The 24535-nt window shown below is 40.7% G+C and carries 24 protein-coding genes and 1 pseudogene; 7 read left to right on the top strand and 18 right to left on the bottom strand.

Annotated features, from left to right (window positions below):
- Positions 1-66: 66 nt before the first annotated feature.
- The 13 genes and pseudogenes from ACQY4U_RS14585 to ACQY4U_RS14525 all read right to left on the bottom strand — a co-directional run bounded on the left by ACQY4U_RS14585 (position 67) and on the right by ACQY4U_RS14525 (position 13049).
- On the bottom strand, positions 67-1767 hold the full coding sequence (locus ACQY4U_RS14585; RefSeq protein ID WP_428330173.1) for a M3 family oligoendopeptidase: 1701 nt from the start codon (positions 1765-1767) through the stop codon (positions 67-69).
- A gap of 127 nt (positions 1768-1894) precedes the next feature.
- Positions 1895-2821 (bottom strand): NAD-dependent epimerase/dehydratase family protein, encoded by a 927-nt coding sequence (locus ACQY4U_RS14580; protein WP_428330172.1) that lies wholly within the window; start codon positions 2819-2821, stop codon positions 1895-1897.
- A 78-nt stretch (positions 2822-2899) separates the two neighbouring features.
- Positions 2900-3502 (bottom strand): Crp/Fnr family transcriptional regulator, encoded by a 603-nt coding sequence (locus ACQY4U_RS14575; RefSeq protein WP_428330171.1) that lies wholly within the window; start codon positions 3500-3502, stop codon positions 2900-2902.
- Positions 3490-4344 (bottom strand): UbiA-like polyprenyltransferase, encoded by an 855-nt coding sequence (locus tag ACQY4U_RS14570; RefSeq protein WP_428330170.1) that lies wholly within the window; start codon positions 4342-4344, stop codon positions 3490-3492. The genes ACQY4U_RS14575 and ACQY4U_RS14570 overlap by 13 nt, the downstream gene beginning before the upstream one ends.
- Positions 4345-4470: 126 nt before the next feature.
- Positions 4471-5473 (bottom strand): annotated as a pseudogene (locus ACQY4U_RS14565) (NADH:flavin oxidoreductase/NADH oxidase).
- A 272-nt stretch (positions 5474-5745) separates the two neighbouring features.
- Positions 5746-6486, bottom strand: a complete 741-nt coding sequence (locus tag ACQY4U_RS14560; protein ID WP_428330169.1) for a LytR/AlgR family response regulator transcription factor — start codon at positions 6484-6486, stop codon at positions 5746-5748.
- A gap of 2 nt (positions 6487-6488) precedes the next feature.
- Complete coding sequence (locus ACQY4U_RS14555; RefSeq protein ID WP_428330168.1) at positions 6489-7523, bottom strand: sensor histidine kinase; 1035 nt, start codon at positions 7521-7523, stop codon at positions 6489-6491.
- A 110-nt stretch (positions 7524-7633) separates the two neighbouring features.
- Positions 7634-8464 carry a LiaF transmembrane domain-containing protein gene (locus ACQY4U_RS14550; RefSeq protein WP_428330167.1) on the bottom strand — a complete coding sequence of 277 codons (831 nt, stop codon included), beginning with the start codon at positions 8462-8464 and terminating at the stop codon, positions 7634-7636.
- A gap of 459 nt (positions 8465-8923) precedes the next feature.
- Complete coding sequence (locus ACQY4U_RS14545; protein ID WP_428330166.1) at positions 8924-9829, bottom strand: SAM hydrolase/SAM-dependent halogenase family protein; 906 nt, start codon at positions 9827-9829, stop codon at positions 8924-8926.
- A 189-nt stretch (positions 9830-10018) separates the two neighbouring features.
- The gene (locus tag ACQY4U_RS14540; protein WP_428330165.1) at positions 10019-10390 is read right to left on the bottom strand and encodes a LiaF transmembrane domain-containing protein; all 372 of its coding nucleotides are present in this window, start codon (positions 10388-10390) and stop codon (positions 10019-10021) included.
- A gap of 161 nt (positions 10391-10551) precedes the next feature.
- Entirely contained in the window at positions 10552-11604 is a 1053-nt protein-coding gene (locus tag ACQY4U_RS14535; protein WP_428330164.1) for an agmatine deiminase family protein, read from the bottom strand.
- Between the two features lie 67 nt (positions 11605-11671).
- Entirely contained in the window at positions 11672-12541 is an 870-nt protein-coding gene (locus ACQY4U_RS14530; protein ID WP_428330163.1) for a carbon-nitrogen hydrolase, read from the bottom strand.
- 145 nt (positions 12542-12686) lie between these two features.
- Positions 12687-13049: a response regulator transcription factor gene (locus ACQY4U_RS14525; RefSeq protein WP_428330162.1), complete on the bottom strand. Its 363-nt coding sequence runs from the start codon at positions 13047-13049 to the stop codon at positions 12687-12689.
- A gap of 168 nt (positions 13050-13217) precedes the next feature.
- Here ACQY4U_RS14525 and ACQY4U_RS14520 point away from each other — a divergent pair, with 168 nt between their 5' ends.
- Complete coding sequence (locus tag ACQY4U_RS14520) at positions 13218-13364, top strand: hypothetical protein (RefSeq protein ID WP_428330161.1); 147 nt, start codon at positions 13218-13220, stop codon at positions 13362-13364.
- 59 nt (positions 13365-13423) lie between these two features.
- Here ACQY4U_RS14520 and ACQY4U_RS14515 read toward each other — a convergent pair whose 3' ends face one another.
- The gene (locus ACQY4U_RS14515; protein ID WP_428330160.1) at positions 13424-13945 is read right to left on the bottom strand and encodes a hypothetical protein; all 522 of its coding nucleotides are present in this window, start codon (positions 13943-13945) and stop codon (positions 13424-13426) included.
- Between the two features lie 157 nt (positions 13946-14102).
- Here ACQY4U_RS14515 and ACQY4U_RS14510 point away from each other — a divergent pair, with 157 nt between their 5' ends.
- Positions 14103-15014 (top strand): hypothetical protein, encoded by a 912-nt coding sequence (locus ACQY4U_RS14510; RefSeq protein ID WP_428330159.1) that lies wholly within the window; start codon positions 14103-14105, stop codon positions 15012-15014.
- Between the two features lie 87 nt (positions 15015-15101).
- Here the strand turns inward: ACQY4U_RS14510 and ACQY4U_RS14505 are convergent, their stop codons facing one another.
- The 4 genes from ACQY4U_RS14505 to cysC form a co-directional block, all read right to left on the bottom strand.
- Positions 15102-16697, bottom strand: coding sequence for a gliding motility protein RemB (locus tag ACQY4U_RS14505; RefSeq protein WP_428330158.1), 1596 nt, complete (start codon positions 16695-16697; stop codon positions 15102-15104).
- 123 nt (positions 16698-16820) lie between these two features.
- Positions 16821-17645: a DUF5672 family protein gene (locus ACQY4U_RS14500; protein WP_428330157.1), complete on the bottom strand. Its 825-nt coding sequence runs from the start codon at positions 17643-17645 to the stop codon at positions 16821-16823.
- Positions 17575-18468 carry a hypothetical protein gene (locus ACQY4U_RS14495; RefSeq protein WP_428330156.1) on the bottom strand — a complete coding sequence of 298 codons (894 nt, stop codon included), beginning with the start codon at positions 18466-18468 and terminating at the stop codon, positions 17575-17577. Before ACQY4U_RS14495 ends, ACQY4U_RS14500 begins: the two co-directional genes overlap by 71 nt.
- Positions 18461-19006: an adenylyl-sulfate kinase gene (gene cysC / locus ACQY4U_RS14490; protein WP_428330155.1), complete on the bottom strand. Its 546-nt coding sequence runs from the start codon at positions 19004-19006 to the stop codon at positions 18461-18463. The genes ACQY4U_RS14495 and cysC overlap by 8 nt, the downstream gene beginning before the upstream one ends.
- Before the next feature lie 380 nt (positions 19007-19386).
- Here cysC and ACQY4U_RS14485 point away from each other — a divergent pair, with 380 nt between their 5' ends.
- From ACQY4U_RS14485 to arsN2, 5 genes are all read left to right on the top strand, one after another.
- The gene (locus tag ACQY4U_RS14485; protein ID WP_428330154.1) at positions 19387-22449 is read left to right on the top strand and encodes a protein O-mannosyl-transferase family; all 3063 of its coding nucleotides are present in this window, start codon (positions 19387-19389) and stop codon (positions 22447-22449) included.
- Between the two features lie 312 nt (positions 22450-22761).
- A complete protein-coding gene (locus ACQY4U_RS14480) occupies positions 22762-23418 on the top strand; it encodes an NAD(P)-dependent oxidoreductase (RefSeq protein WP_428330153.1) in 657 nt (218 codons plus the stop codon).
- 14 nt (positions 23419-23432) lie between these two features.
- Positions 23433-23648, top strand: coding sequence for a GDCCVxC domain-containing (seleno)protein (locus ACQY4U_RS14475; RefSeq protein WP_428330152.1), 216 nt, complete (start codon positions 23433-23435; stop codon positions 23646-23648).
- 69 nt (positions 23649-23717) lie between these two features.
- Positions 23718-24047, top strand: a complete 330-nt coding sequence (locus tag ACQY4U_RS14470; protein ID WP_428331752.1) for an ArsR/SmtB family transcription factor — start codon at positions 23718-23720, stop codon at positions 24045-24047.
- 43 nt (positions 24048-24090) lie between these two features.
- Complete coding sequence (arsN2, locus tag ACQY4U_RS14465) at positions 24091-24534, top strand: arsenic resistance N-acetyltransferase ArsN2 (RefSeq protein ID WP_428330151.1); 444 nt, start codon at positions 24091-24093, stop codon at positions 24532-24534.
- The last annotated feature ends 1 nt before the right edge of the window (position 24535 follow it).

Raw genomic sequence — 24535 nt, 5'->3', positions numbered from 1 at the left:
TCAAAACAAAAAGCGGTCAACCTTCCGGTCATCCGCTTTTAAAATAATTCAATTTATACTATGCTGTTACAATTTATCCATTTCGCCTTTTACAAATTCGGCCAGTTCTTTAACGTAAGCAGCACTGAAATCAAACTTGATGCCTGCTGTTTCGTAAATCTCTTTAATAGTTTTTGTATAGCCCAATTTTAAGGCCTCCATATATTGTTGCAAACCCTTCTCAGGGTTTTCTTTATAGTTTTTCCATACTGCAATAGCACCTAACTGGGCCATACCGTACTCAATATAGTAAAACGGAACCTCAAAAATATGCAGTTGTTTTTGCCAAAGGTTATTTTCGGCATCCTGATGCTCGCTCCAATCCACAAAGCCCGCTCCAAAAGGCTCGTAGATCTGTATCCAGGCCTCTGTACGCTCAGCATCGGTATGATCGGGGTTAGTGTAGACCCAGTGCTGAAACTGATCAACCACGGCTACCCAGGGCAGGGTTTTCAACACATCAAAAAGCTGATCGCGTTTGGCACGTTTTAAATCCTCGGCATTATCAAAGTAAACATCCCAGTTATCCATTGATATTAACTCCATCGACATGGAAGCCAGTTCGGCCACCTCGCTTGGGCAATGCTTAAAGTCATTCAACTCCAGATCGGCAGTTAAAAAAGTATGTACCGCGTGGCCACCCTCATGCACCATGGTAGTAAGATCGCGGAAGGTGTTGGCCGAGTTCATAAAAATGAAAGGCGCACCGGTTTCTGATAACGGATAATTATAACCACCCGGGGCTTTACCCTTGCGGCTTTCCACGTCAAAAAGGTTATTTTCTTTCATGATCTCCAATCGCTCGCCCAAATAGCTATTGATATTTGTAAAGCACTGGATTGATTTTTCGATTAACTCGGCGCCGCTGTTAAATGGCTTTAAAGCAGGCTTGCCTGATATATCAACATCCATATCCCAGGGTTTAAGGGCATCTAAAGCTAAAGCTGCTTTGCGCTTATCTGCCTGCTCGCGCAGGATAGGAACAATCTCCTTTTCAATAGCCTCATGAAAAGCATAACAATCCTGCGGGGTATAATCAAAACGGCCCAACGCCTGGAACATGTAATCTCTGAAGTTTTCGAACCCTGCATTAAGGGCCACTTTATGCCTCAGTACACGCAGGTGGTCAAATAACTGGTCAAGCTGCTCCTTGTCCTGCAAGCGGCGGCCCGTTATTTTTTCCCAAACCTCTTGCCTTTTAGCGCGGTCGGTATCCTTTAAAAATACGGAGGCCTGCTCCAGTGTAAATTCCTTTTCGCCAATGTGGACAGACATAGAGCCGGTTATTGACTGGTATTTTTGCTGCTCAACCTGTATCTCTGTCTGGATAGGGATATTCTCTTCTCTAAAAAGCTCCAGCGATTTTTTAACGCCACGCAAGTAGATGAAATATTTCTCCCCGTCAAGCTGATCAACCCATTCGCTGTTAACCAATTTTTTATTCAGGTCATTACTGTACGGGGCAATTTTGGGTTCTATCTCGGTAGCAAAATATTGAAAGTTTTGCAGCAGTTCTTCGCTGGTGGTATCGCAGGTCATGCGGATATAGCGCCAGGCAAAATCTTCTTCCAGGGCGGCTTCTACCTCGCTGCGGTCGTGCAGCCATTTTTCAAGATCGCTAACCGAACTTATGGGGCGGTCGCATAATTCTTTATAAAGCGGTTCCAGGCTTTCCCAATTAATTTCGAAGCCCGCAGGTATATATTTTCTTGTTTTTTTGTGGATCATGGTTATCTAATTTGCAGATATGCAAATGTGCAGATGTGCTGATGATAATCAAAGCAATTACCAAATAATATTAAGATGCCATGACGAAACAAGAAGATTATAATACCTCCGCCCCCTTAACTATCAACTACTTTGCATATAAAGTTTCGCTCATCAGCTTTATCCCATCCTCGTAACTTGTTGGCTTAAAGTTAAAAGCCTTTATAAATTTTGAGGAATCAAAAACATAATCGTGGTTGTACTGGTAATACATTTCAACAGTACCCATCACTACTTTTTGAAACAGACCAACCAGCCAAAGCATCATTTTATTAATGGCAAAGTATTTAGGCTCAACATTATAAACCCTGGCAGCTATTTCAATAAATTGCTTACCTGTTAACGGGGCGGCTGTAGGCATGTGCCATATCTGGTTATCACTTCCGGGGGTTTGGCCAAGCAGGTACATTGCTTTACCCATATCAGGTATATAGCTAAAATTATGCAGTTTGTTTGGGCTGCCTATCCACTGTGCTTTTTCTTTTTTGGCATATTTGTTCAGCACCATCATATCAAAAAAGCTGTTCATGGTGTCGGTACCATAAAAATCAGCACCGCGGGCAACACTGGCACGTATGCTACCTGCCTTTACCTCGTCCATAAGCTTGGTTACTATGGCTGCCCTTATTTTACCCTTAGCACTGATCGGATTATAAGGGGTATCCTCTTTCATGGGGCCTTTAACCAGTCCATACATATAAACGTTATCAAAAAATATAAGGCGGGCGCTTGTTTCTTTACCCAGCCTGATAAAGTTGTCCATAATCACGGGCCATTGCTGCTGCCATATATTTTTATCATAAACCAATCCTGCGGTAAGGTAAATTACGGTTGATCCCTTCGAGGCATCTAACAATTCTGAATAGTTAAGCAGATCGGCTTTTTGCCAGGTGATGTTCTTTTCCGCGTTTACAATTGGTTTACGGCTTACCAAACGGATGGTTTCGTTATGGTTCAATAATTCGTGGGTAAGTGCATTTGCTACTGCGCCGCCGGCTCCTAATATAGTGTGCATAATGTTATTGTTTTGATTGATTCAAAGATAGAGAGCCATTGAATTTCAAAACGTTAACAAAAGATAAGAAAAATCAATTCAGACATTAACCAATATCCGCCGCCTGATGCGAGATAATGAAACGGGGGTGATACCTAAAAAGTGGGCTATATAATGCTGGGGCATACGTTGTAATACCTCCCGGCCGGTGTTTAGCAGGTCAATATAGCGTTCTTCGGGAGTTTTGGTGATAAAGGATGACATACGATCTTCATAGCAGAGCAAATAGTGCTCGGCCACCAACCTGCCAAAGCGTTCCATTTTATAAGCCAACAGCGGGTTTGCCAGCATGAGCTGCATATTTTTATGGCTGATGTTGATCAGTACAGTATTTTCAAGAGTTTGAATATAGTTTTCTGCTGCCTGTTGTGTCAGATAGCTTTTGTAAGAGCTTGTAAACTCATTCTCGAAACTAAAATACCCGGTAATTTCTTCACCATCCTTGATATAAAAATAACGGACAGCCCCTTTTACAATAAAGCCAATATCGGTACAAACAATCCCTGGCTCAACAATATTCCGTTTCTTTTTCAGGCTTTTGAAACTTAGGTGCTGGGTAAAAACTATCCATTCGGCTTCGTTAAAAACAACATATTTTTCAATGTGTTCTCTGTAGGCCGATAATGCATTTAGTGTATCCATAGTCTGTCTAACAAAAAGAAAACTGCGAAAACCACACTGGCAATACCATTAGTAGTCATAAAAGCAAAGTTTACCCGGCTCAAATCATTAGGTTTTACCAGCAAATGCTGATAGATAAGCATACAGCAAAAGAAAACTATACCGGCATAATATAACAAGCTAACAGGCGTAAAAAACACCGGCATTACCACAAATGCAGCCGACAATACATGCAAAAAGGTTGACAGGCGCAAAGCATTTACCTTACCTAAGTAGGCAGGGATTGAATGCAGGTTTTCGCTGCGGTCAAAATCCTCATCCTGTAAGGCATATATAATATCAAAACCGCTAACCCAGCACAATACCGCTAACGAGAAAAATAGCGGGGGCCATGCAAACTGACCTGCTATTACCAAATAAGCACCAATTGGCGCTAATGAAAGGCCTAAACCTAAAACCAAATGGCAAAGTGCTGTAAAACGTTTGGTGGCACTATAACCCAAAACTACTAACAAGGCCACCGGCGATAGATAAAAGCATAAACTGTTTATAAACCACGTGGTAGCTATGAACAACAGGCAGTTAATAATGGTGAATGTTAATGCCGATGCGGGGCTTATCCGGCCCGATGGGATGTCGCGTTGTTTGGTACGGGGATTTTTTGAATCGATGTTCCTGTCGAGGTAGCGGTTAAATGCCATTGCGGAGTTACGCGCAAAAACCATACACAGCACCATCATTACCAATTTTAGCCATTCAAAAGGATGACTGGTGGTGGTAACTGCCAAAAAGAAGCCGATAAAGGCAAAAGGCATTGCGAAAATGGTATGCGAAAAGGTAACTAACGACAGGTATTTTTTCATTTTTTAATTATAAACTGGGCGCAATACTGAAGTAATTGAAGCATACTTGCAAGGCTTTTGCGTTCAACTTTAAGTACCTCAGTATTACACCACCGAAAAACATTTCAAATTTCGGTATTTTTATTGTTATTTATGCCATTTGGCACGTTCATATTGAACAGGCCATTTAACTTCAACACCTAATTCAAACGCTGCCCTAAGCGGGAAGTGCGGATCGCGCAGCATTTCGCGGGCTATAAATACAAAATCGGCCTGCCCTGTCTGGATAATTTCATCAGCCTGTTTAGCTTCAGTTATTAAACCCACAGCACCTGTTAGTGCACCACTTTCTTTTTTAACCTTTTCGGCAAACTCAACCTGGTAACCCGGCTTTAAAGGAATTTTTGCCGTAGCAACGTTACCACCCGATGAGCAATCAACCAGGTCAACGCCTTTAGTGATCAATACTTTTGCTAAGGCAACAGAATCATCCGCTGTCCAGCCGCCTTCGGTCCAGTCGCTTGCCGAGATGCGTACAAATATTGGCAAATCAGCAGGCCAGGTTTCTTTTACGCTTTCAACAATTTCTAAAAGCAAACGGATCCGGTTGTCGAACGATCCACCATACTCATCAGTACGCTGGTTACTTAATGGCGATAAAAACTCATGGATCAGGTAACCATGGGCGCCATGCAGCTCAATAACCTTGAACCCGGCTTTATGGGCGCGGGAGGCAGCGGCTTTAAAATCAGCTTTAACTTTTTCAATCCCGGCTTTATCCAATTCGGCAGGTGCCTCTTCATTTGGAGTAAATGCTAAAGCACTCGGACCAAAGCTCTCCCAGCCTTCCGGTTTATTGGCTGGTATTTGCGTACCACCTTCCCAGGGTAAAGCATGGCTGGCTTTTCTGCCTGCGTGTGCAAGCTGCGTACCTGCAACAGCACCCTGTCCGTGTAAAAAATCGGTTATCTCTTTTAGCTTAACAATATGCTCGTCTTTATAGATACCTAAATCACCGGGGCTTATCCTGCCCTCAGGCGATACGGCATTGGCTTCGGTTAATTAATCCGGCACCACCAACTGCGCGGGCACCCAAGTGTACCAGGTGCCAGTTATTGGCAAAACCATCCTCGCTGGAGTATTCGCACATTGGTGAAACCACCAAACGGTTTTTGAACTCAACACTTTTTATTTTTATAGGTGAAAACAGATGTGGCATAGTTTTTCTTTTTTTATGTAAAGATGTAGAGTGGCGATTTAGTTTTTATTACCTGAAAGTAATTTTTCAAATATGGCTAACCACACAGATAGACTGATTAGCTTACTGACAAAATCAAAAAGAACAGGCGCAAAAAACACTTGCTGTTTTATTTGAGAAAACAATATTGGTAATTAAAAGATTGATAGTGAATGCGGGTAAAACTATATACCTAAAACCTGTTTCAACTTAACATAGCCTGTTTTGCTCACCGGTATTTTAGCACCCGATTTTAAGATGGCCAGGTGGGCATCCTTTTCGTAAGGGTCGATACGGGTAATCTGCTGTATGGCTATAATGTATGAACGATGTACCCGAACAAAATACTTAGGGTCAAGCATCTGTTCAAAAAAGTTCATGGTCTTGTTTTTCAGGAAAGAGCCTTCGGCAGTAAAAACGCTTACGTAATCATCATCGGCAGCTAAGTACTCCACATCATGCACGGGGATGATCTTAACCTTGGTACCGGTTTTAACCACAATACGCTCATGCTGTGCCGGCGAGTTGGCAGCTTCTAAAATTTCTTCTGTTTTTTTAGGTGCGGCAGCCACAGGTGCCTGGGCCAGGTATTTTTCGACTGCTTTATTAAAACGATCTTTATTGAAGGGCTTTAACAGGTAATCAACCGCGTGCGCTTCAAATGCCTTTATCGCATACTCATCAAAAGCAGTAGTAAATATTACGGCGGGGGGATTATCAACCAACTCCAGCATTTCAAAGCCATTGATCTTAGGCATCTGCACATCTAAAAATATCAGATCGGGCTGATGAGTTTGAATGGCTTTTAAACCCTCAAAGCCGTCGCCGCACTCCTGCATTACTTCTATCTGATCAAAACTTTGCAAATATTCCTTTACCACCATGCGGGCTAAAGGCTCGTCGTCAATAATTAAGGCGCGTTTCATATTTATAGCTGCGGTACTTTAATAATAGTTGTAAATATATTATCATTTGCATGAGTTTCCATCAAATCGTTGCGCGCAAATAATAAATATAAACGTCTTTGTACCCCACGTAAGCCAAAACCGGTGCCTTTTTTAGGCCTTGAGGTTTGCGGATCGTAAGGGTTTTGTACCATTAATATCAAATAGGAGCCTTCCATTTCGGCACGGATGCTCACTACCACATCCTCGGTAGTATCATACAAACCAAACTTAATGGCATTCTCAACAATCGGCTGCAGCAACATTGATGGCAATATAGCCTCGCACGATTTTTCGTCGCAGCTAACCTCGGTTTGCAGCCTGTGCCCAAAACGCACCTTTTCAATATCAAGGTAAAGGTTAAGGTGCTGCAGTTCATCATTTAATGATACCTGCTGCTGATCGTCCTTTTTTAAAGTGCCGCGCAAAAAGTCTGAAAGCTGGTGAATCATCCGGCGGGCTTCATCAGGTTTAAAGCCTATTAAAGCATTGATTGAATTTAAGCTATTGAATAAAAAGTGCGGCTGTAATTGCTGGCGCAGGTTATAAAGCTCCGCATCGCGGGCCAGTTGTTCGGCTTCGGCCTTGCGTTTTTCATTTTCCTTTTGGTCAATTTGCGAATACCAGATCATACTGATCATAGCCATCCATCCTATCGCCAAAAAATCAATGAAAAAACGTAGAATTAATGATTGGATCAAAAAATTAGTGTAAGCCACGCCGGTAACCAAAAGCGGCAATATCCAACGGCTGCCAAAGGTGCATATCCCTGCAAGGGCAGCAATCCATATTAATATATTGATGTAATTACCCTTGCCCGGCTGGTAGTAGCGCAGGTTATTATTAATTAACCAGCAGGCAGCGGCTAATAGTATGGAACAAATTAGCCCGTCGGTTAGGGCTATATACCATATAAATCCAAAACTATGGATGATATAAGCCTGCAGGGCCATCCAAATAAGCCCGCAGATTATAAAACCCGCATATAGTTTTGAAGATGATAATGATGATAGTGCCATACTTTAAGTCCGGAAGTTAGGAGCAGCCCTAATGTGCCGGAAAGTTTGTTTTATTGCTGACCGGGTATGGCAATGCATTAAGCATGCTTAAAACCCGTTAAACTGTTTTATTAATAACTCCTTATATCTACCCCTGCAAAAATTGAAACACCTTTTAATACCAGGATCTTTTCGCTTCCTACTGCGGCAGTGCTCTTCATTCTTTTATCATCAATACCTGCAAAAACTGCAGCTATATCAGTAACTACATGCCAGTTTGAGGGCACAATTATTTTAGTGCTGCCAAATATTTGTACGATATCAATTACTATGCGGCCGTTTATATCTGCCTGGGTTAAATCAAGTTCGGCCCCGCCAAAAATATTTACCACATCGCCACCCCTGAAATCTTTTGAAAGAATGGTTTTCTTAACGCCCCCAAAAACAGAAACTGTATCCAGGTATTCATCGCCTGTTGGCGGATAGTAAGAAGAAGAAGATGATGGTGACGGATCTTTGGGTGGTATATTTGAGGTTGTATAATCAACCACAGGTTCGGCAGGTGCTTTATCGCCGGTGTTTTTCCAATCCCACTGCTGTCCGTATTTTTTATCGACGAAACCTTTGTCGAAACGGTGGTTACGGCGTAATATCATCCATAAACCAAAAGCAATAATGGCAATTGGCCAAACCACTGCACTGGCACCGCTGATATTATTATCTAACAAAAACACCACCCCAATTAAGATAAGGGCAAATGACGATGGTTTTTGAAAATTGCTTTTTGCACCAACAAAAAGCCCCCAGAATATAAGCCACATTGGCCAGCTGAATAACCAATGCGGGATAAAGAAGAATGTAAACTGCCGGATAAGCAGCACGGCCCCTATGACCAGTAAAATTATCCCTGCCAGGGCTTTGCCATTGCGTGGATTGTTGGGTTGTCCTATATCGTTTATCATTATAATTAGTGCATTTTAAATCTTATCCAAAACTAAGGTAACATTATAAGCCAGCCAAACAAAAACTGGCAGTATATTTAAACAAATCGGTAAGGTATTATAAAGTGTCGGTGAAAAAGTTTGCGGGAAAATTCGGGTTGGATTTTTATGTATTTTTTGAGAGTAATTTAATGCGTCGGCCCTGTGCGATTCCTTCCCTGCGGAAGGGGAGGTAGGGGTTACTATGCTTTGCAAAAGTACGTTGTTGTAAATGACATCATCGTCCCGCTCATAGCCGCGGGGGCTTTTCACTTTCCCTTAGATGGAATTAACCAAAGATCAAGTCAGAAAAAAGCTTCCCCGCTGCAAGCCATGCTCCAGGCCCGCTTTTCTGACAGGCCTTTACCCCCTTTTTGATTGGGTTTTATTGAACAAAGCTTTTCAAGCCCTCTCCTTTGGAGAGGATTTAGGTGAGGCCCTTTATTTCAAACGCACTTCTACGCTCCAGTCGCCGCCACTGGCAACGTTGTTGGTTTTAGCAAAATCGCCCATGTTTAAAGCAAATGATACTTGTAAAAGGCTATTCAAATAAGCCAGTGGTTTACCCTCTGCTACTGCGCCAAAAGTTTGACAGTAGGGCATTGTGCCTGTGTAAACCTGTTTGTTTTTGTAAGATATAGTCACATTCACCATGTCGCCAACCTTTGGATCAAGCTGTTTAAATAACGTGTCGGGAATATTTGTCCATACGTTACCGTATTGCACATCAAGCACCGGGATATTACCTTTTATAGTTTTGCCGGTTAACACTGCCTGCTGAAACGGAATACTCACCACCTGCTTTGGCAATACCGGGCCTACCTGCTCAAAGCTGATAACGCCTGCTGCCAAACGGGCAGCGGTAAAGGCATAAACATCACGCCCGTGAAAGGTATAAGACTTTTGCGAATCCTTACGGCGGTTAACAGCTTCATCAATTTCACGGATCTCGTCAATTCCTAATGAGGCGGCTATCAGCGTAAGCGTTCCGTTATTGGGTGTTACTATGTAATGGCCTGATTTTGTTTTTAACACGACAGATTTACGCGCTGTACCCACACCCGGGTCAACTACCGATACAAATACGGTACCTGCGGGCCAGTATCTTACGGTTTGCTCCAGGCGATACGATGCTTCCCATATATTGTATGCCGGGATTTCGTGCGTCAGGTCATACAGTTTTAAGTCGGTTGATACGCCCATCGCAACGCCTTTCATGGCTGACACGGCACCATCCTTTAGTCCAAAATCTGACTGGAAAACAACTATTTTATTTTGTGCCGATGACAGCTTTACCAATAACAGCAGTACGATAAGGAAGGTAGCAGCAAGTAAATTTTTCTTCATGTTTATAAGTTAGAATACACCTGTAAATTAATGTATTTTCACTTATTTATGAAATCACAATTTAACTAAATGCAGCAATTTCACCTCCGATATTACTTAACGCGGTAAGCATACCTCTATAAAGACAAAGCCGGGCAAGTTTCCCTGCCCGGCTTCAAACCATCACTATATTAATTGTACCACTTTATATTATAGCTCTTTAAAGCTGCTTTGTTTAGTTTCGGCTTGCTCCTGCGGCTTATTGTGTTTGGTTATCATCCAGGCGCCAACGCCTATGATTGCTATTGGCCAAACTACCCTATCGGCATTGCCAATGTTTTCGGTAAATAAAAAGGCGGTGCCTAAAACAACCATCCAGATCCATATTGGCTTACGGAAGTTGTATTTACCACCCATATAAAGGCCGTAGGCAATTATCCACATAGGCCAGCTAAACAGCCAGTTTGGGATAAAGAAAAGGTTAAGCTGGTTAACAAGCAACAACCCGCCTAAAAAAACAAGTATAATGCCGGCCATTGTTTTACCGCTGTATTTGCTGGGGTTACTTATAGTAGTTTCCATTGTTTTATGTTTTAAATCTTACCCAAAAATAGGGCAGTATTAAAGCATCAGCAACGGAATATTGGCGAGCTATTTACAGAAGTCGGTAAGGATTAATAAAATGTCGGTGAATGTGGGTGAGCCAAAAACACCGCCCACCACACCATTAAAAAGGGAGAACCCTATATCTCAGGTTCCTGCTGGCTTAAACAGTGGAAACTGCCCAGCCCCCATATAATATCAGTCGAGTCTATCCCTATTACTCTATGCTCAGGAAAACAGCCCTGCAAAATATCCAGGGCCCTGTCATCATTAGCGCAGCGGTAAGTTGGTACTACCACCGCCGAATTAGCGATATAAAAATTGGCATACGATGCCGGTAAGCGCTGCCCATCGTAAATTACGGCATCGGGCATTGGCAGCTCAACAACATCCAGTTGCTTGCCGTTTAGCAGGCGCATGGTTTTTAGTGCGGCAAGGTTCTCTTGCAGTAAGTGGTAATTGTCGTCGTTCTTGTTTTCTTCAACAACGGTAACAACCGTATTTTCATCAGTAAAGCGGGTAATATCATCAATATGGCCGTCGGTATCATCACCAACAATACCATCGCCAAGCCATAAAATTTGCTCAACCCCGTAATAGTTTTGCAGGTACGCTTCTATTTGTTCCTGGTCTAAATGAGGGTTACGGTTTTTGTTCAGTAAACAGGCAGTTGTGGTTAACAATGTGCCCTTGCCATTAAAATCAACAGAACCGCCTTCCATTACAATACCGGGGTTATAAACCGGCATGCCAAAATGGTCGCCTATTTTTGTTGGGATAACATCGTCCAGATCAAAAGGTGGATACTTGCCTCCCCAGGCATTATAGCCCCAATCAATAATTGCTTTTTGCTTGGTATGCTCGTTTATTAAAAATGCCGGGCCATGATCCCTACACCAGGCATCATTAGTTGGGAAGTTATAAAACTCTATTTTTTTCAGATCGACGCCTGCAAAGCTCAACAACTGTTTGGCAAATGCAGCCATTTGCTCATCTTTTACGTTGATGCGCACCAACTCATCCTCACTGATTATTTTAATGAACTCACAATATTTTGGATAGATCAGATCTATCTTACCCGGCCATGATTCCTCCTTATGTGGCCAGCTAAGCCATGTAGCAGTATGACGATGCCATTCGGCAGGGAAATGAAATCCGTTTTGTTTAGGAGTAGTATTATGGCTCATGCTCATTGGTTTACATTAGGTTATTGCGGCAAATAAGGCTGCAATAACATAACAGGGGAAATTGCTTTAGTATTTAATCTTCGTCAATGTACCTTTTTGTTATGGGCTGATAGGAGTCTATCCTCCTGTCGCGCATAAACGGCCAGTGACTGCGGTAATAGTCGGATTTATTAAGATCCAGTTCCTCAACAACCACTTCTTCCTGGTCGGCAGATGTTTGATGGATCAATGTCCCAAACGGATTGGCAAAGAATGATCCCCCCCAAAACTTAACACCAGCCTCTTCGCCAACACGATTAACACTCACTACGTGTACACCATTGGCCACCGCGTGCGAGCGTTGTATGGTTTGCCATGCATTGTATTGCTCCACATTGGTATCCTCATCCTGTGTGGTGGCCCAGCCAATAGCAGTTGGATAAAACAGTATTTCAGCACCCATTAATGCAGTGATGCGGGCAGCTTCAGGATACCATTGATCCCAGCAGATCAATACTCCAATTGTGGCAAATTTGGTTTTGAAAACCTTGTAACCCAGATCCCCGGGGGTAAAGTAAAATTTCTCGTAAAAACCTGGATCATCCGGGATGTGCATTTTGCGGTATTTGCCCAGGTAAGCCCCATCGGCATCTAAAACAGCAGTGGTATTGTGGTAAAGTCCCTGTGCACGTTTTTCAAACAGTGAGGCAATTATTACCACGCCAAGCTCTTTTGCCACTGCCGACAATGCATCGGTTGATGGACCAGGGATAGCTTCGGCCAATTTAAAATTGTCGTAATCTTCCTCATCACAAAAATAAAGTGAGGTAAATAATTCCTGTAAGCAAACTATTTGCGCACCTTTTTCGGCTGCTTCTCTTACTTTAACTATTGCCTTATCTAAATTTTCCTGTTTGTTGGCGGTACAGGTCATTTGTACCAGGCCTACTTTTACTTTGCTCATCCCGCTAAAAATTTGCGCAAAAATAGGTTTTTTAGTCCGAAAGTTGAGAAACTACGGAAAACCTAAAACAAAAATGTTTTTGAGATTAAAATTAACTTCAATCTAAAATGAGGGAATGAAGCGTGACATTGAAAAGCAATGGCCACTAAGCAGTAATCAACCCATTTACCTTATCCATCAGCTCCTCAAGCCCGAATGGTTTGGCTATAAGGGCATCACAGCCACAAGCAGACAAACCTGCATTTTGATTGATATAGGCCGAGCAAATAATTACCGGCGTATTAAAAAAATGAGGGTTTACTTTTATCTGCCGGCAAATATCGTCGCCGTGAGGGCCGCTTAGCTTATAATCCAGCATTATTAAGTCAGGCTTGTAACTTTGGATAGTTTCCATAATGTTTTCACTATCCTGGGTAATGTTAACCTCAAACTTCTCGTATGATAATGCCTCTTTTATAATATCCAGTATATCCTGGTTATCATCAAGCACCAATATCCGCTTTAGCATAGTAGTAAATTATTAATTAGGGTTGTGTAAGGGTAATATCAATAGTAATTAGTGTTACGTATTTGCGGATTGGACGGTTTTATAACGCTTTTGGTTTAATTTTATTTGAAACAATTATATTGCCGTATCTATTTGGTACTTTGATCACTATTAACCTATAACCATAACATGAAAAAACAGCCCTTTTTATATTTAACTGTTGGTATAGCCATAGGCGTGGCTGTTGGCATTGCCCTTAAAAGTATAGCCATAGGGATTGCTATAGGCTTAGCATTAGGTGTAGCTTTTGCCAGTGCAGGTAAAAAAGCCAAATAAATAAATCAAAAAAAGGGATACCAATTATGGCATCCCTTTTAAATTATTAAACTAATATATTATTTAGCGCGATGAACCGGATGTTTAACACCATCTCTGCGGGCCTCGCGAATATCTTTTTTCAAATCTTTACGATCAGTTTTTAAAGCTTTCTGGTCGGCCTGTGCCGCGGTTATATCACCTGCTTTTACGGCCTTTTGCTCGGCAACCTTATCTGTTTTTACGTTAGCAATATCAGCTTTAACATCTTTTTCGTCAATCTTTTTCACTTGTTTTTCGGCTAATTTAACGGGGTGATTAACACCTTCACTTTTCAGCACTTTTGCATCTGCTTTAATATCCTGTTTGTCAGTTTTTGCGGCAGCCAGATCTGCTTTTGCAGTAGCAAGTTCGCCTTTGTTGATAGCTTGTTTGGCTTCGGCCTTTTTGTTGTCATAAGCACGCACATCCTTGCGCAGATCTTTCATCTGTGTTTTTTCAACAGGGGTTGTAGCAGCTGGTGTTGCTGCAGGGGTTGTTGTTTGGGCAAATGTTACACCTGCAACCAGCATGATAACACTCATTAAACCTAATTTCTTCATAACTTTTTTATTAATGTTGTTTTAAAGTATGAGCTATTGACCTTAATAATATTTAAGGGTTTAATAAAAAAAATAATATTTTTAATATTTATACATATTAAACCTTTGGGTATCTTTCGCATCATAAAATTAAATTTTACCCCTAATTATTTATAACATGATAAAACCCCTACTTAATTCGCTTTTAACTATTCTGTTTTTATTTTTTGCTGGCAGTGCCTTTAGCCAAACAGGCAACCTGCCAGGGTCTGATGGTAAAGTTAAACATGATGATAAAAGCACGGATGGCACATCCTCTATCAAATTTGGCATTAATTACTCCAGCAATAATGTTTTTATGGGGCGCACCGATACCATACGAACCCCTACTATTATCCCGCAAATAAAATATACGCTTAAATCGGGCATCTATTTTTCTGGCAGTATTGATATAATACCCAACCGCAAAAAGAAAAAGCTGGACGGCGGCGATCTTACCGCCGGTTATGATTTTGATATTACCGACGACCTATCGGGCGGGGCATCTTATTCAAAGCTGTTTTATAACTCAACCAGTACGCAAATAGCATCAGCTATCAGCAGTACATTTAACGCGAATTTAAATTATGATATAGGTAATATTATAAGCCCATCAATAAGTGCTGATTATAATATTAATAAGCAAGGCATAAACAATGATATTTTTGTGAATTTTAGCCTGACACATGATTTTATTGTAGCCGGCGTTTTTGGCGATGCCGATATTTTATTGATTTCGCCAACGGCTACTGCCAATACCGGTACCGAGAATTTTTATGATGCCTATTTAACCAAAAAAACATTTAAAAATGCCAAGCGTACTGCTGCGCAAAATGCGCTGATAACTAAATACACCAATATGCTGAGCCAGTACAAACTGCTTGATTATGAGTTTTCGGCCCCGGTGGAGTACAAAAGCGGGCACTTTATATTTCAGTTTACACCAACCTATGCCATAGTTCAAAACCAGTTACCTAAAGGCATATCAACCCGGATATCAACTAAACCTTCGGTTTTTTACTTCGAAACTGGGGTATCGTTAAAATTTTAAAGCTTAAAATCCACAAAAAACAAAAGGCTTAATGCTGAAATAAATTTCAGTATTAAGCCTTTTTTATACTATTAAAATTACTGTCGACTAAAAATCGTGGTATAAGCTTCTGAAGGTACTGCGCAGACCAAAAGTAAGCAGTGTTGTTTTTTTACTTCCTAAATCATTCTTTTCATCCCTAAACATAGCACCGGCTTCAAAACGCAGGTTGTATTTAGGATTTATAAGGTATGATACGGTTCCTTCGGCATAGTACAGCTTTGTGGCTATTCCCTGCCCTACGCTTGCTGATGTGTTTGTAGTTGGGTTAAATATTTGGTTAACATCTTTACCATAGTTTAAACCAGCCGGGTCAAGGCCATATTTGGCATAGTTGATCTGCCCCATAAAATCAAAACGGCGGTAGGTATAATTCATAATGCCTATAAACTCCCTGAAGTTTGCACCAAGCGGGTCGCCCAATGGTTCGCTATAATCAGTATAGCTGGTTAGCTGGTTGCTGCTTGCGTAGGTGTATGGCTTAACGGTATTGTATTCAAGCAAGTAGTTTAAGCCACCCACTTTAAACAGATCGGCACCACGGATACCTAACTGTACGCCATTAGTATTATCGCTCTTGTTTCCTGAAAAGAAATCACTTGCTTTAAACCTATCCAACAGCAACTGGCCATAAATAGCGGTTTTATCAAATATTTTGTACTTACCTGTAAAGCCTGACATAACATTATCAGGCTGGCCACCCGGCCCAAGCGAGCTGGCCAAAAATAGTGGATTAATATAGTTTGCATCAAACCCGTGGAATTTTCCGTTAGCATCGGCTTCCTGTGCTATTAAAGCATTGAAGAACCCTAACGACAGGCGATTGGTAACATTCCAGTCTAAATAATGGAAAACACCCCATTTACGGCGGTTACTGCCGAATGAATCAAACTTGGGGGCATTTATATCTTCCATATATGCCCATTGCAACATATATTGAACCCTGCCAACATTGGCTGTTAAGCGCAATAATGGATAATTAGCAGCAAAATCTGATAATAAAAGCGAACGGTAACCATCGCCAATAAAGGTCTTATCCTCGCCCAGGGTAATGTTTAACTGTTTTATTGGTGTGTATGATAATATTGCAGTTACGTACGACCAATCTTTTGTGCCAGCAGTGATCCCGTTATAACTCCTGTCATAAGCCTGGCCCGGTACAAAGCCTATCTTACCTATATAATCATTAAGATATTGTGGAAACTTAGCCGAGTTTTCATACCCGCTGCTGTAGAAGAAGAATTTAGAACCTACTGTACCACCCACCTGGAAACCACGGGTGTTTAAATTAGTAGTTAATTTGCCGGTTAAATCGCGCCCTACCTGCAAATCAGGTAAATAATCGGCATAAAAAGTATACTCCTTTGTTTTTACATCAAACAAATGCTCGTTAAATATTTTGCGCAGTATCCATTTTTTATGGGTGGTATCAATCCCGCGATTCATGATGGCATTATAAGTTGGCCTTAATGTACTATCAATTAAATAAGGTTTAAGCGCTGTATGTACCGAACTGTTTATGGAGTATATGCTTGAATTAAATTTTTGATCGAGCTGATAAGAGTAAGGCAGGTAAACCGATTGTGCTTTACTTATACTGGCAGAAAACAATATAATTATAGATAAAAGTAGTAGTTTTCTCATAGGTTAGCTGCTAATGTTTTGCATCGCAACAAAATAAGTATTATTTATGGTGAAATAAAAATTTCATTTAGTAATAATAGCGGCCAATGCGATTAGTAACCTATGGATGAACTGTTTTTCGGCTCAGATACTGTAACCCTCCCGCTCAAAAATATCGCGCCAAAAAGCTACATGCTGATGCCAGGCATGGCAGCCAAAGGGCAGCACATTATCGGTTAAAGAAAAAGCACGGTCGAGCGCGTGTTCAAACGAAAAACGGACTGCCTCTCTATATTTGGGTATGTGAAGGTTTGTTTTTAACCTGTTGATGCTGATGCTCCAAAAAACATCCTCGGGCAGCCAGTTATCCATCCCTAAATGGTTATGTTCATAATGATCGGCATATTGAAGGGCAAGCTCATAAAACCTATCAATTTTACGCAATGAAAAGCCACCGTTGCCTACCTGGTTTTCAAACTGCCGCCTTGATGGAGTATTAGTGCCCGGCTCTTTTAAGTTTAACCGGATGTTTAAAAACACCCGTAGCCTTGATTTTAAGTAATGAAATACATCGGTGTATTCATTATCCTTAAGCCAGGGCGCACCTACATAATCATACCGTTTGTTGCACCACTCCAAAAGTTCATCGTTAAAAACAAAGGCGTCTAACTGATAGATCAGCATGTAGGTAAAATCTAAGAATTCGCGGTAAAAATGCCGCGACATCAGCAAACGACTGTAGGCATCAACATTTACAAAGCAATTATCATTGAACGACCGGTATTCAATAAAAGGATAATCATTAAAAATAGTTAAGGTTAATGAGCGGGGTTTTATAACCACTATTTTGTAATTGCCCAGTATATTGATGCATTGCTGTAAGGAGATCTTTTCATAATCAGACAAATGATCCTGATAAACAGGGATCACTATTACAACCTGCTTTGCTTTTATTTTTTGTTTGTACATATTTATTAAGCCGATGTTCTAATTCATTAGCGGTTGTTAGTAATGTTTTATCAGCAATAAATTCATCAATATCAACCACTGTACTAATCAGGGTCTCTTTAAATACTTTTTTAAAATCGAAGTATTGTAACGAAAAGCCCCAATCATCAGCCAATACGGAAAAGGTTTCCCTATCGCTACAGTTTAATAAATTATAATCAACAGCTATAAACTTTCGCTCAGATAAAATATTCATATGATTTAACAACTCGCGGTTATAAACTATCCAAACATTTAAGTAATAGGAAACCAAGTTGTTATAAAGTTTTCTCCTTCTTCGCTCCCTTCTGAACATTTTCCATACCAGCCTTGAAAAAGCATTACGGGCAAGGTATTTGGCTTCTATATATTTAAAATCACGTGTGATCAATGAGTTTACTGTCGACCGGTAATCGCGCAGCACAATCATATAACAGGCATTGGGGATAAGCCTGCGGTAATGCGATAAAAACAAACAGGTGCGGGGTTCCTTCCACCCCCATTCGGCATGGATCTTACTTTTATAACCGGTAATGGCTTTCAGCTTTTCTTCCTGGTAGTAAGACAGGTTTTGAATAGGCCTGTTAACGTACCCCAAGCGCGACTGGTGATTATCTTCCAGCACATCCTCGTGGTAGCGGTAAAAATCCATATCCTCATAATGGCCTTCCACGTTCCCAATATCAGGGCCCAACAGGTTATCGCCAATATTCAGGTTACACTTATTCAGCCAGTTGCTCACTACCGAAGTGCCCGACCGGTGCATACCCGCGATGATTAATATTTTTGATGGCTGCTCAATCATACTTGGATGCTATTAAATCCCAATGGGTGGTTACAAAATGATAAAGCGAATCGGTGCACTCCCTGGTTGAATGGGTACAGGTATTTATATACAGATCAGGACTTGGGGGCACATCAAAACAATCGTTTATGCCGGTTAAGTTGTTAAGCCTTTCGGGATGCCCATCGGGTAAAAGTGCCCGGGCATAAAGCCCTTTGGTATCCCGTTGTATCAAAACATCCGTACAGCAATCAACAAAAACGGTTTTAACATTGGGGTAAGTGTTTGCTACTTCCTGCCTTATTTCGTGATAAGGATTGATGGCGCTGATGAGTACAATAATACCATGAGCGGATAACCTGCCTGCAACAAAAGCCAGCCGGCGGATATTCTCGTGCCTGTCGGCCATTGAAAACCCTAAATCGCGGCAAAGCGCGGTCCGGTATTCGTCGCCGTCAATTACCTCAATTGGGTAGCCGTTACTTTGCAGCTTGATTTTAACTGCACTGGTAATGGTTGATTTTCCGGCCCCTGACAAGCCGCATAGTTGTACAATCATAAGTGGTAATTGTTAAAAAAGAACCGGGGCTAATTCTTTATTTGAATTGTCAACGCCACAATTATTTTGAAATTATGCAGGCATGGCCATGTACCGATGAAGAGGCCTTATGTACCGATAAATTTAGAATTTGCGCAAAACGGTTAAGCGCTTTAGCTATATGTGCTGCAGGTTAAGCACTAATGATTTAGCCAAATAAATTGAGCGCCACTTTTAGTATCGCCTTATTCAAAATATTACACTATATTTTCACATATTTGCAGCCTTTTAGGTGGCGTAGCTTATTTATATGTTAAAAATTGTTAAGCCCAACCTGATTTTTTAAAATAAGTGTTAAAAAAACTGATATTTACCCTGCGATAAACCATTATTTGTAGTCCATGCAATACAAAAAAATAAATAATCTTTTAGGCTGGCTTTGTTTTGCCATAGCATCTGTTACCTATATTTTAACGTTAGAGCCATCAGTAAGCTTTTGGGATTGCGGCGAGTTTATCTCCTGTGCCTACCGCTTACAAGTAGCACACCAGCCGGGCTATCCGCTGTTTGCCATGCTGGGTAAAATGTTCTCGTTATTATCGTTAGGTGATAATACAAAGGTTCCGTACTTCACCAATATGGGGTCGGCAATTGCCAGCGGTGCAACCATTATGTTCTTGTTTTGGACCATTACGGCCATCGCCAAAAAAATGCTTGCCAATAAACCCGGCGAAGCACAGGACGACTCAAAAACCATACTGATAATGGGTGCAGGTTTAGTAGGTGCGCTTGCATTTACTTTTACTGATACCTTTTGGTTTTCAGCTGTTGAAACTATTGTGTTTGCGCTATCATCACTATGTACAGCTATTGTATTTTGGGCCATACTTAAATGGGATGCCCATGCTGATGAAGCCGGTGCCGATAAATGGATAATTTTTATCGCCTATATCATAGGGCTTTCAATAGGTATCCACCTGCTAAACTTGCTAACTATACCTGCAATTGCAATGGTTTACTATTTCCGCCGCAGTAAAAACATCAATGTTACGGGTGCAGTAGGTACCTTTTTTATTGGTGTGCTGATATTGGTTTTAGTACAATATGGTATAAGGGGTTACACTATACAAATAGCTGCTTACTTTGATCTGTTTTTTGTAAACTCATTAGGTACCGGCTTTTGGAGCGGTGCATTTGTATTTTTCTTTTTAATTGTTGCAGCCATTGTAGGCGGTATTTATTACAGTATTAAATACAAAAAACCTTTGTTAAACCTTGCGCTGTTATGTATAGCCTTTGTTTATTTTGGTTACAGCTCATTTGCTTATATCCCCATCAGGGCTACTGCAAACCCCGATTTAAATAACTCACACCCTGATAATGCCTTTACCCTGTACGGTTACTTAAACCGTATTCAGTATGGCGAAAACCCGCTGTTGTTCGGGCAGTATTTTGATGCTAAGGTTATTGACCAAACCGAAGGCAACACCCTATACCGTAAAGGTAAAACCAGCTATGAAAATGCAGGTAAAAAAACCAATTACGTGTATGACCATACTACCTTTTTGCCACGTATGTATAGCAGCGAAGGGCAGGATCCTCAATTTTACCATCAGTGGCTTCAAATTCCGGATGGGCAGGCGCCAACCTTTACCGACAATATGAAATGGATGTTTAGCTGGCAGATTTACCAGATGTACGTGCGTTACTTTTTATGGAACTACGTTGGCCGCTATAACGATGCCGATGGGCAGCAGAGCACTGCAGCGCTTGACGGTAACTGGACCAGCGGAATACTTGATGGTGGCAAACATCTGCCAAAATCAGTAGTTGGCGGTGGTACACCAATACCCGGCCAGGGCTTACAATTAGGCTATGCTTATACCCCGCTTTATGCCTTGCCATTTATTATCGGCTTGTTGGGTGCTATCTACCATTTTCAGCGTAAAAAACGCGATGCGCTGGTAGTTTTACTGTTATTCTTTTTTACAGGTTTGGCCATCGTATTTTACGTTAACCAACCAAGCATACAGCCGCGCGAACGTGATTACTCGTATGTAGGCTCCTTTTATGCCTTTGCTATTTGGATAGGTTTAGGGGTTATAGCCATTGCAGAACTGATCCGCTTTAAGCTGAACGCTAAAACTGCCGGAATTTTGGCTACTGTTATCTGCCTGTTTTTAGCACCGGTATTAATGGCGAGTAAGGAATGGAAATCACATGACCGCTCAACTAAAATGACGCCGCATGATATGGCGTATAATTACCTGATTTCGTGCCCGCCAAATGCTATCTTATTTACTTATGGTGATAATGACACCTACTCTTTATGGTACGACCAGGAAGTTGAAGGCATCCGCCCTGATGTACGCATAGTGAACCTGAGCTTGTTTACTGGCGATTGGTACATACGCCAGATGCAGGGTAAGATGAATGCATCAGAGCCACTACCTATCACCATGCCTTATGATAAATACAAGGAAGGTGTACGTGATGTTATTTATTTTGATGACAAAAAGATTCCGGGATCTGTTGAAGTAAAAGACGTTTTTGATTTTATATCGTCTGACGATAAATCAACACAGGTACAATACCAAAGCGGCGAATCAGGAAACTACCTGCCAACCAAAAACTTTAAGATCACCATTAACGCTGATGATGTTTTAAAGAACCACGTAATTACGCCTGAACAAAAAGATAAACTGGCTACGGTTATGGAATGGAAATATACATCGAACTATATTACCAAAGAGAACCTTGCCATGCTGGATATATTGGCACACAATAACTGGAAAAGGCCTATTTGCTTTACCACCACCATAGGTAACGAAAACCTGATAGGTTTACAGCCATACCTTTATAAAGAAGGTTTTGCTTATCATTTAATTCCGTTTAAACCGGATACCAGCACACACGATCAGTTAGGTAAAACCAATAGCCTGGTAATGTATAACAACATGATGAATAAATTTAAATACGGCAACTTTAAAACCGCCAAGTATTTGGATCATGAATCAACCACTATGTTTTACCCGGTTATGATAACTACCTTCCTTGATTTAACACAAGGGCTAATAAAAGATGGACATCCTGACCTGGCTTTAAAAGCATTGCATAAATATGATGAGGTAATGCCTGATATTAACCCGGGCCTTGAAGTTGCCGACCGTAAAATTTTTATGGGACAAACCGCTTATACCCTCAATGACCCTACCCTTGGCGATAAACTATTATCAAGTGTAGATAATTATATTGTTGATCAGCTTGATTATAACTATAGCATACTGCAAGGCAAATCGGGCGAGTTAAGCTACCGCGACATCCAATATGGAGTATCATTCATCAACGGAATGTTAAGTATCACTAACGAAAGTCACCGTACGGCCCTAAGCAAAAAGCTTAGCGACCAGTTAAAAGATTACGAAAGCAAGTTTGGTTCTGTTTTGCAAAGACAACAACAATAATACAAACACATACTTATAAAAAAAGCGGCCCTGTTAAAACAGGGCCGCTTTTTTTCATATCGTTTTTATCACATACAGAACCTTTTAGCTTTTCACAATAAGATGATCTTAACAAACAAATCAACTTATTTTAACGCTATTTAAGCAAATTGATTGGTATACATAAGCAAACAAAAAACATAAACTACTTTAAATCAGAATACTATAGTGGATAATATTTAAATCCTGTTAAGGCATTAATTCGCTACGAAAGTTTTATATTTAACATTCCCCTGCTAATCATAACCTTAAAACACTGTTACTTAAAAGTATATGCGGATACTTATTTTAGGCGCAACCGGGCGTACCGGAAAACTGGTAGTTAATGAAGCCATTAATCAGGGGTACCAAATAAATGTTTTAGTTCGCAATAAAAACAACTTCCATATCAATGCTCTTGAGGTAACTGTTTACGAAGGCTTAACAACTAATATTAGTGATGTTACTGTGGCCATGCAAGGTTGTGATGCTATAATAAGCGCTCTTAATATTTCCCGTACATCTGATTTTCCCTGGGCCAAACTCCGGACTTCAAAAAATTTCATTTCGGCAAGCTTAAAGGTTATTATAGCGATAGCAAACCAGCAAAATATTAACCGCCTGATTACCGTATCAGCCTGGGGCGTGGCCGAAACTAAAGCGCAGCTTCCGTTTTGGTTTAAGTGGATGATAGATCACAGCAATATTAAGTACGGTTATCAGGAACACGAAAAGCAGGAACAATTATTAAAAAACTCAGCATTGAACTGGACTTGTGTGCGACCATCTATACTCACTAATTCAAAGAACAAAAAAGAAGTTACGGTAAGCTTTGATAACATACCCAAACCGGGCTTATTTATTAGCCGGCAAATGGTGGCTAAGTTTATCATTGATAGCTTAAAAAATAACTGGCACATTAAACAAAGCCCAACTATTTCAGAAAAATAAAAAAGAAAATTGATATGGCTGTAGCAATACAATTACAATCAACCCTTACCTGCCCTGTTTGCAGCCATAGCAAAGAGGAAACCATGCCGTTAGATGCTTGCCTGTACTTTTATATTTGTGAAGCCTGCAACGCCTGTTTAAAACCCCTGGCCGGCCATTGCTGTGTATTTTGTAGTTATGGTAACGTAAAATGTCCTCCAATGCAAATGGGTAATTCCTGCTGCGGATAAGCTACATTTTTATTTTTTATAAGATTTTGTTTTGCAATATCACTTATCCATCGTAATATTGCGATGGATATGGGTTTAACTAAAACAGAAATATTTACCGACGAGCAAAACAGGCTTGCTAATATGCTTAAAGCACTGGCACACCCGGCACGTATTGCCATTTTACAGCAAATAATGACAGCTAATGCCTGTATTTGCGGTGATCTTTCTGATGAGCTTGGATTAGCGCAAGCCACCATTTCGCAACACCTTAAAGAATTAAAGACGGCTGGTTTAATACAGGGCTCCATTGAAGGAACAAGCGTTTGCTATTGCATTGAACCTAAAGCATGGGCCTTACTCAAATCACAACTGAACGGGTTTCTTAGCCAAGCCGATATGAAGCCTAATTGCTGTTAAAAAAATTTAAACTAAACTATCGTAATATTACGATAACAAAATAATGATGATAGTTTTTAAAACAGAGCAAGCGCATCAGCATAAAGAAAGCATTGTTAATTTATTAAAGCAAAATAAGTTGCCCTTTGCCGATCTACCTGCCGGGCTCGAGCACTTTATTATAATTAAACAAGCTGAAAAACTGATTGGCGCAGCCGGCCTTGAGATATATAACCAATATGGTTTGCTCCGATCATTGGTGGTTGATGAAAAATCTCGTGGTAATGGTGCCGCTGCACACTTGCTTTCAGCAATTGAAAATATTGCACATCAAAAATGCATTAAAACTATATATCTATTTACAGAAACGGCAGAGAATTATTTTCGCTTAAAAGGATTTAAAACCATAAGCAGAAATAATGTACCAATTGAGCTGCAACAATCATCGGAGTTTAGCTATGCATGTCCGCAATCGGCTATTGTTATGTATAAAAATATTCTTAAATAAA

This window comes from Mucilaginibacter sp., assembly GCF_965277465.1.
GTDB lineage: Bacteria > Bacteroidota > Bacteroidia > Sphingobacteriales > Sphingobacteriaceae > Mucilaginibacter.
Note: the sequence above shows the minus strand (reverse complement) of the source record. Positions and strands in the feature narration are given on the sequence as shown.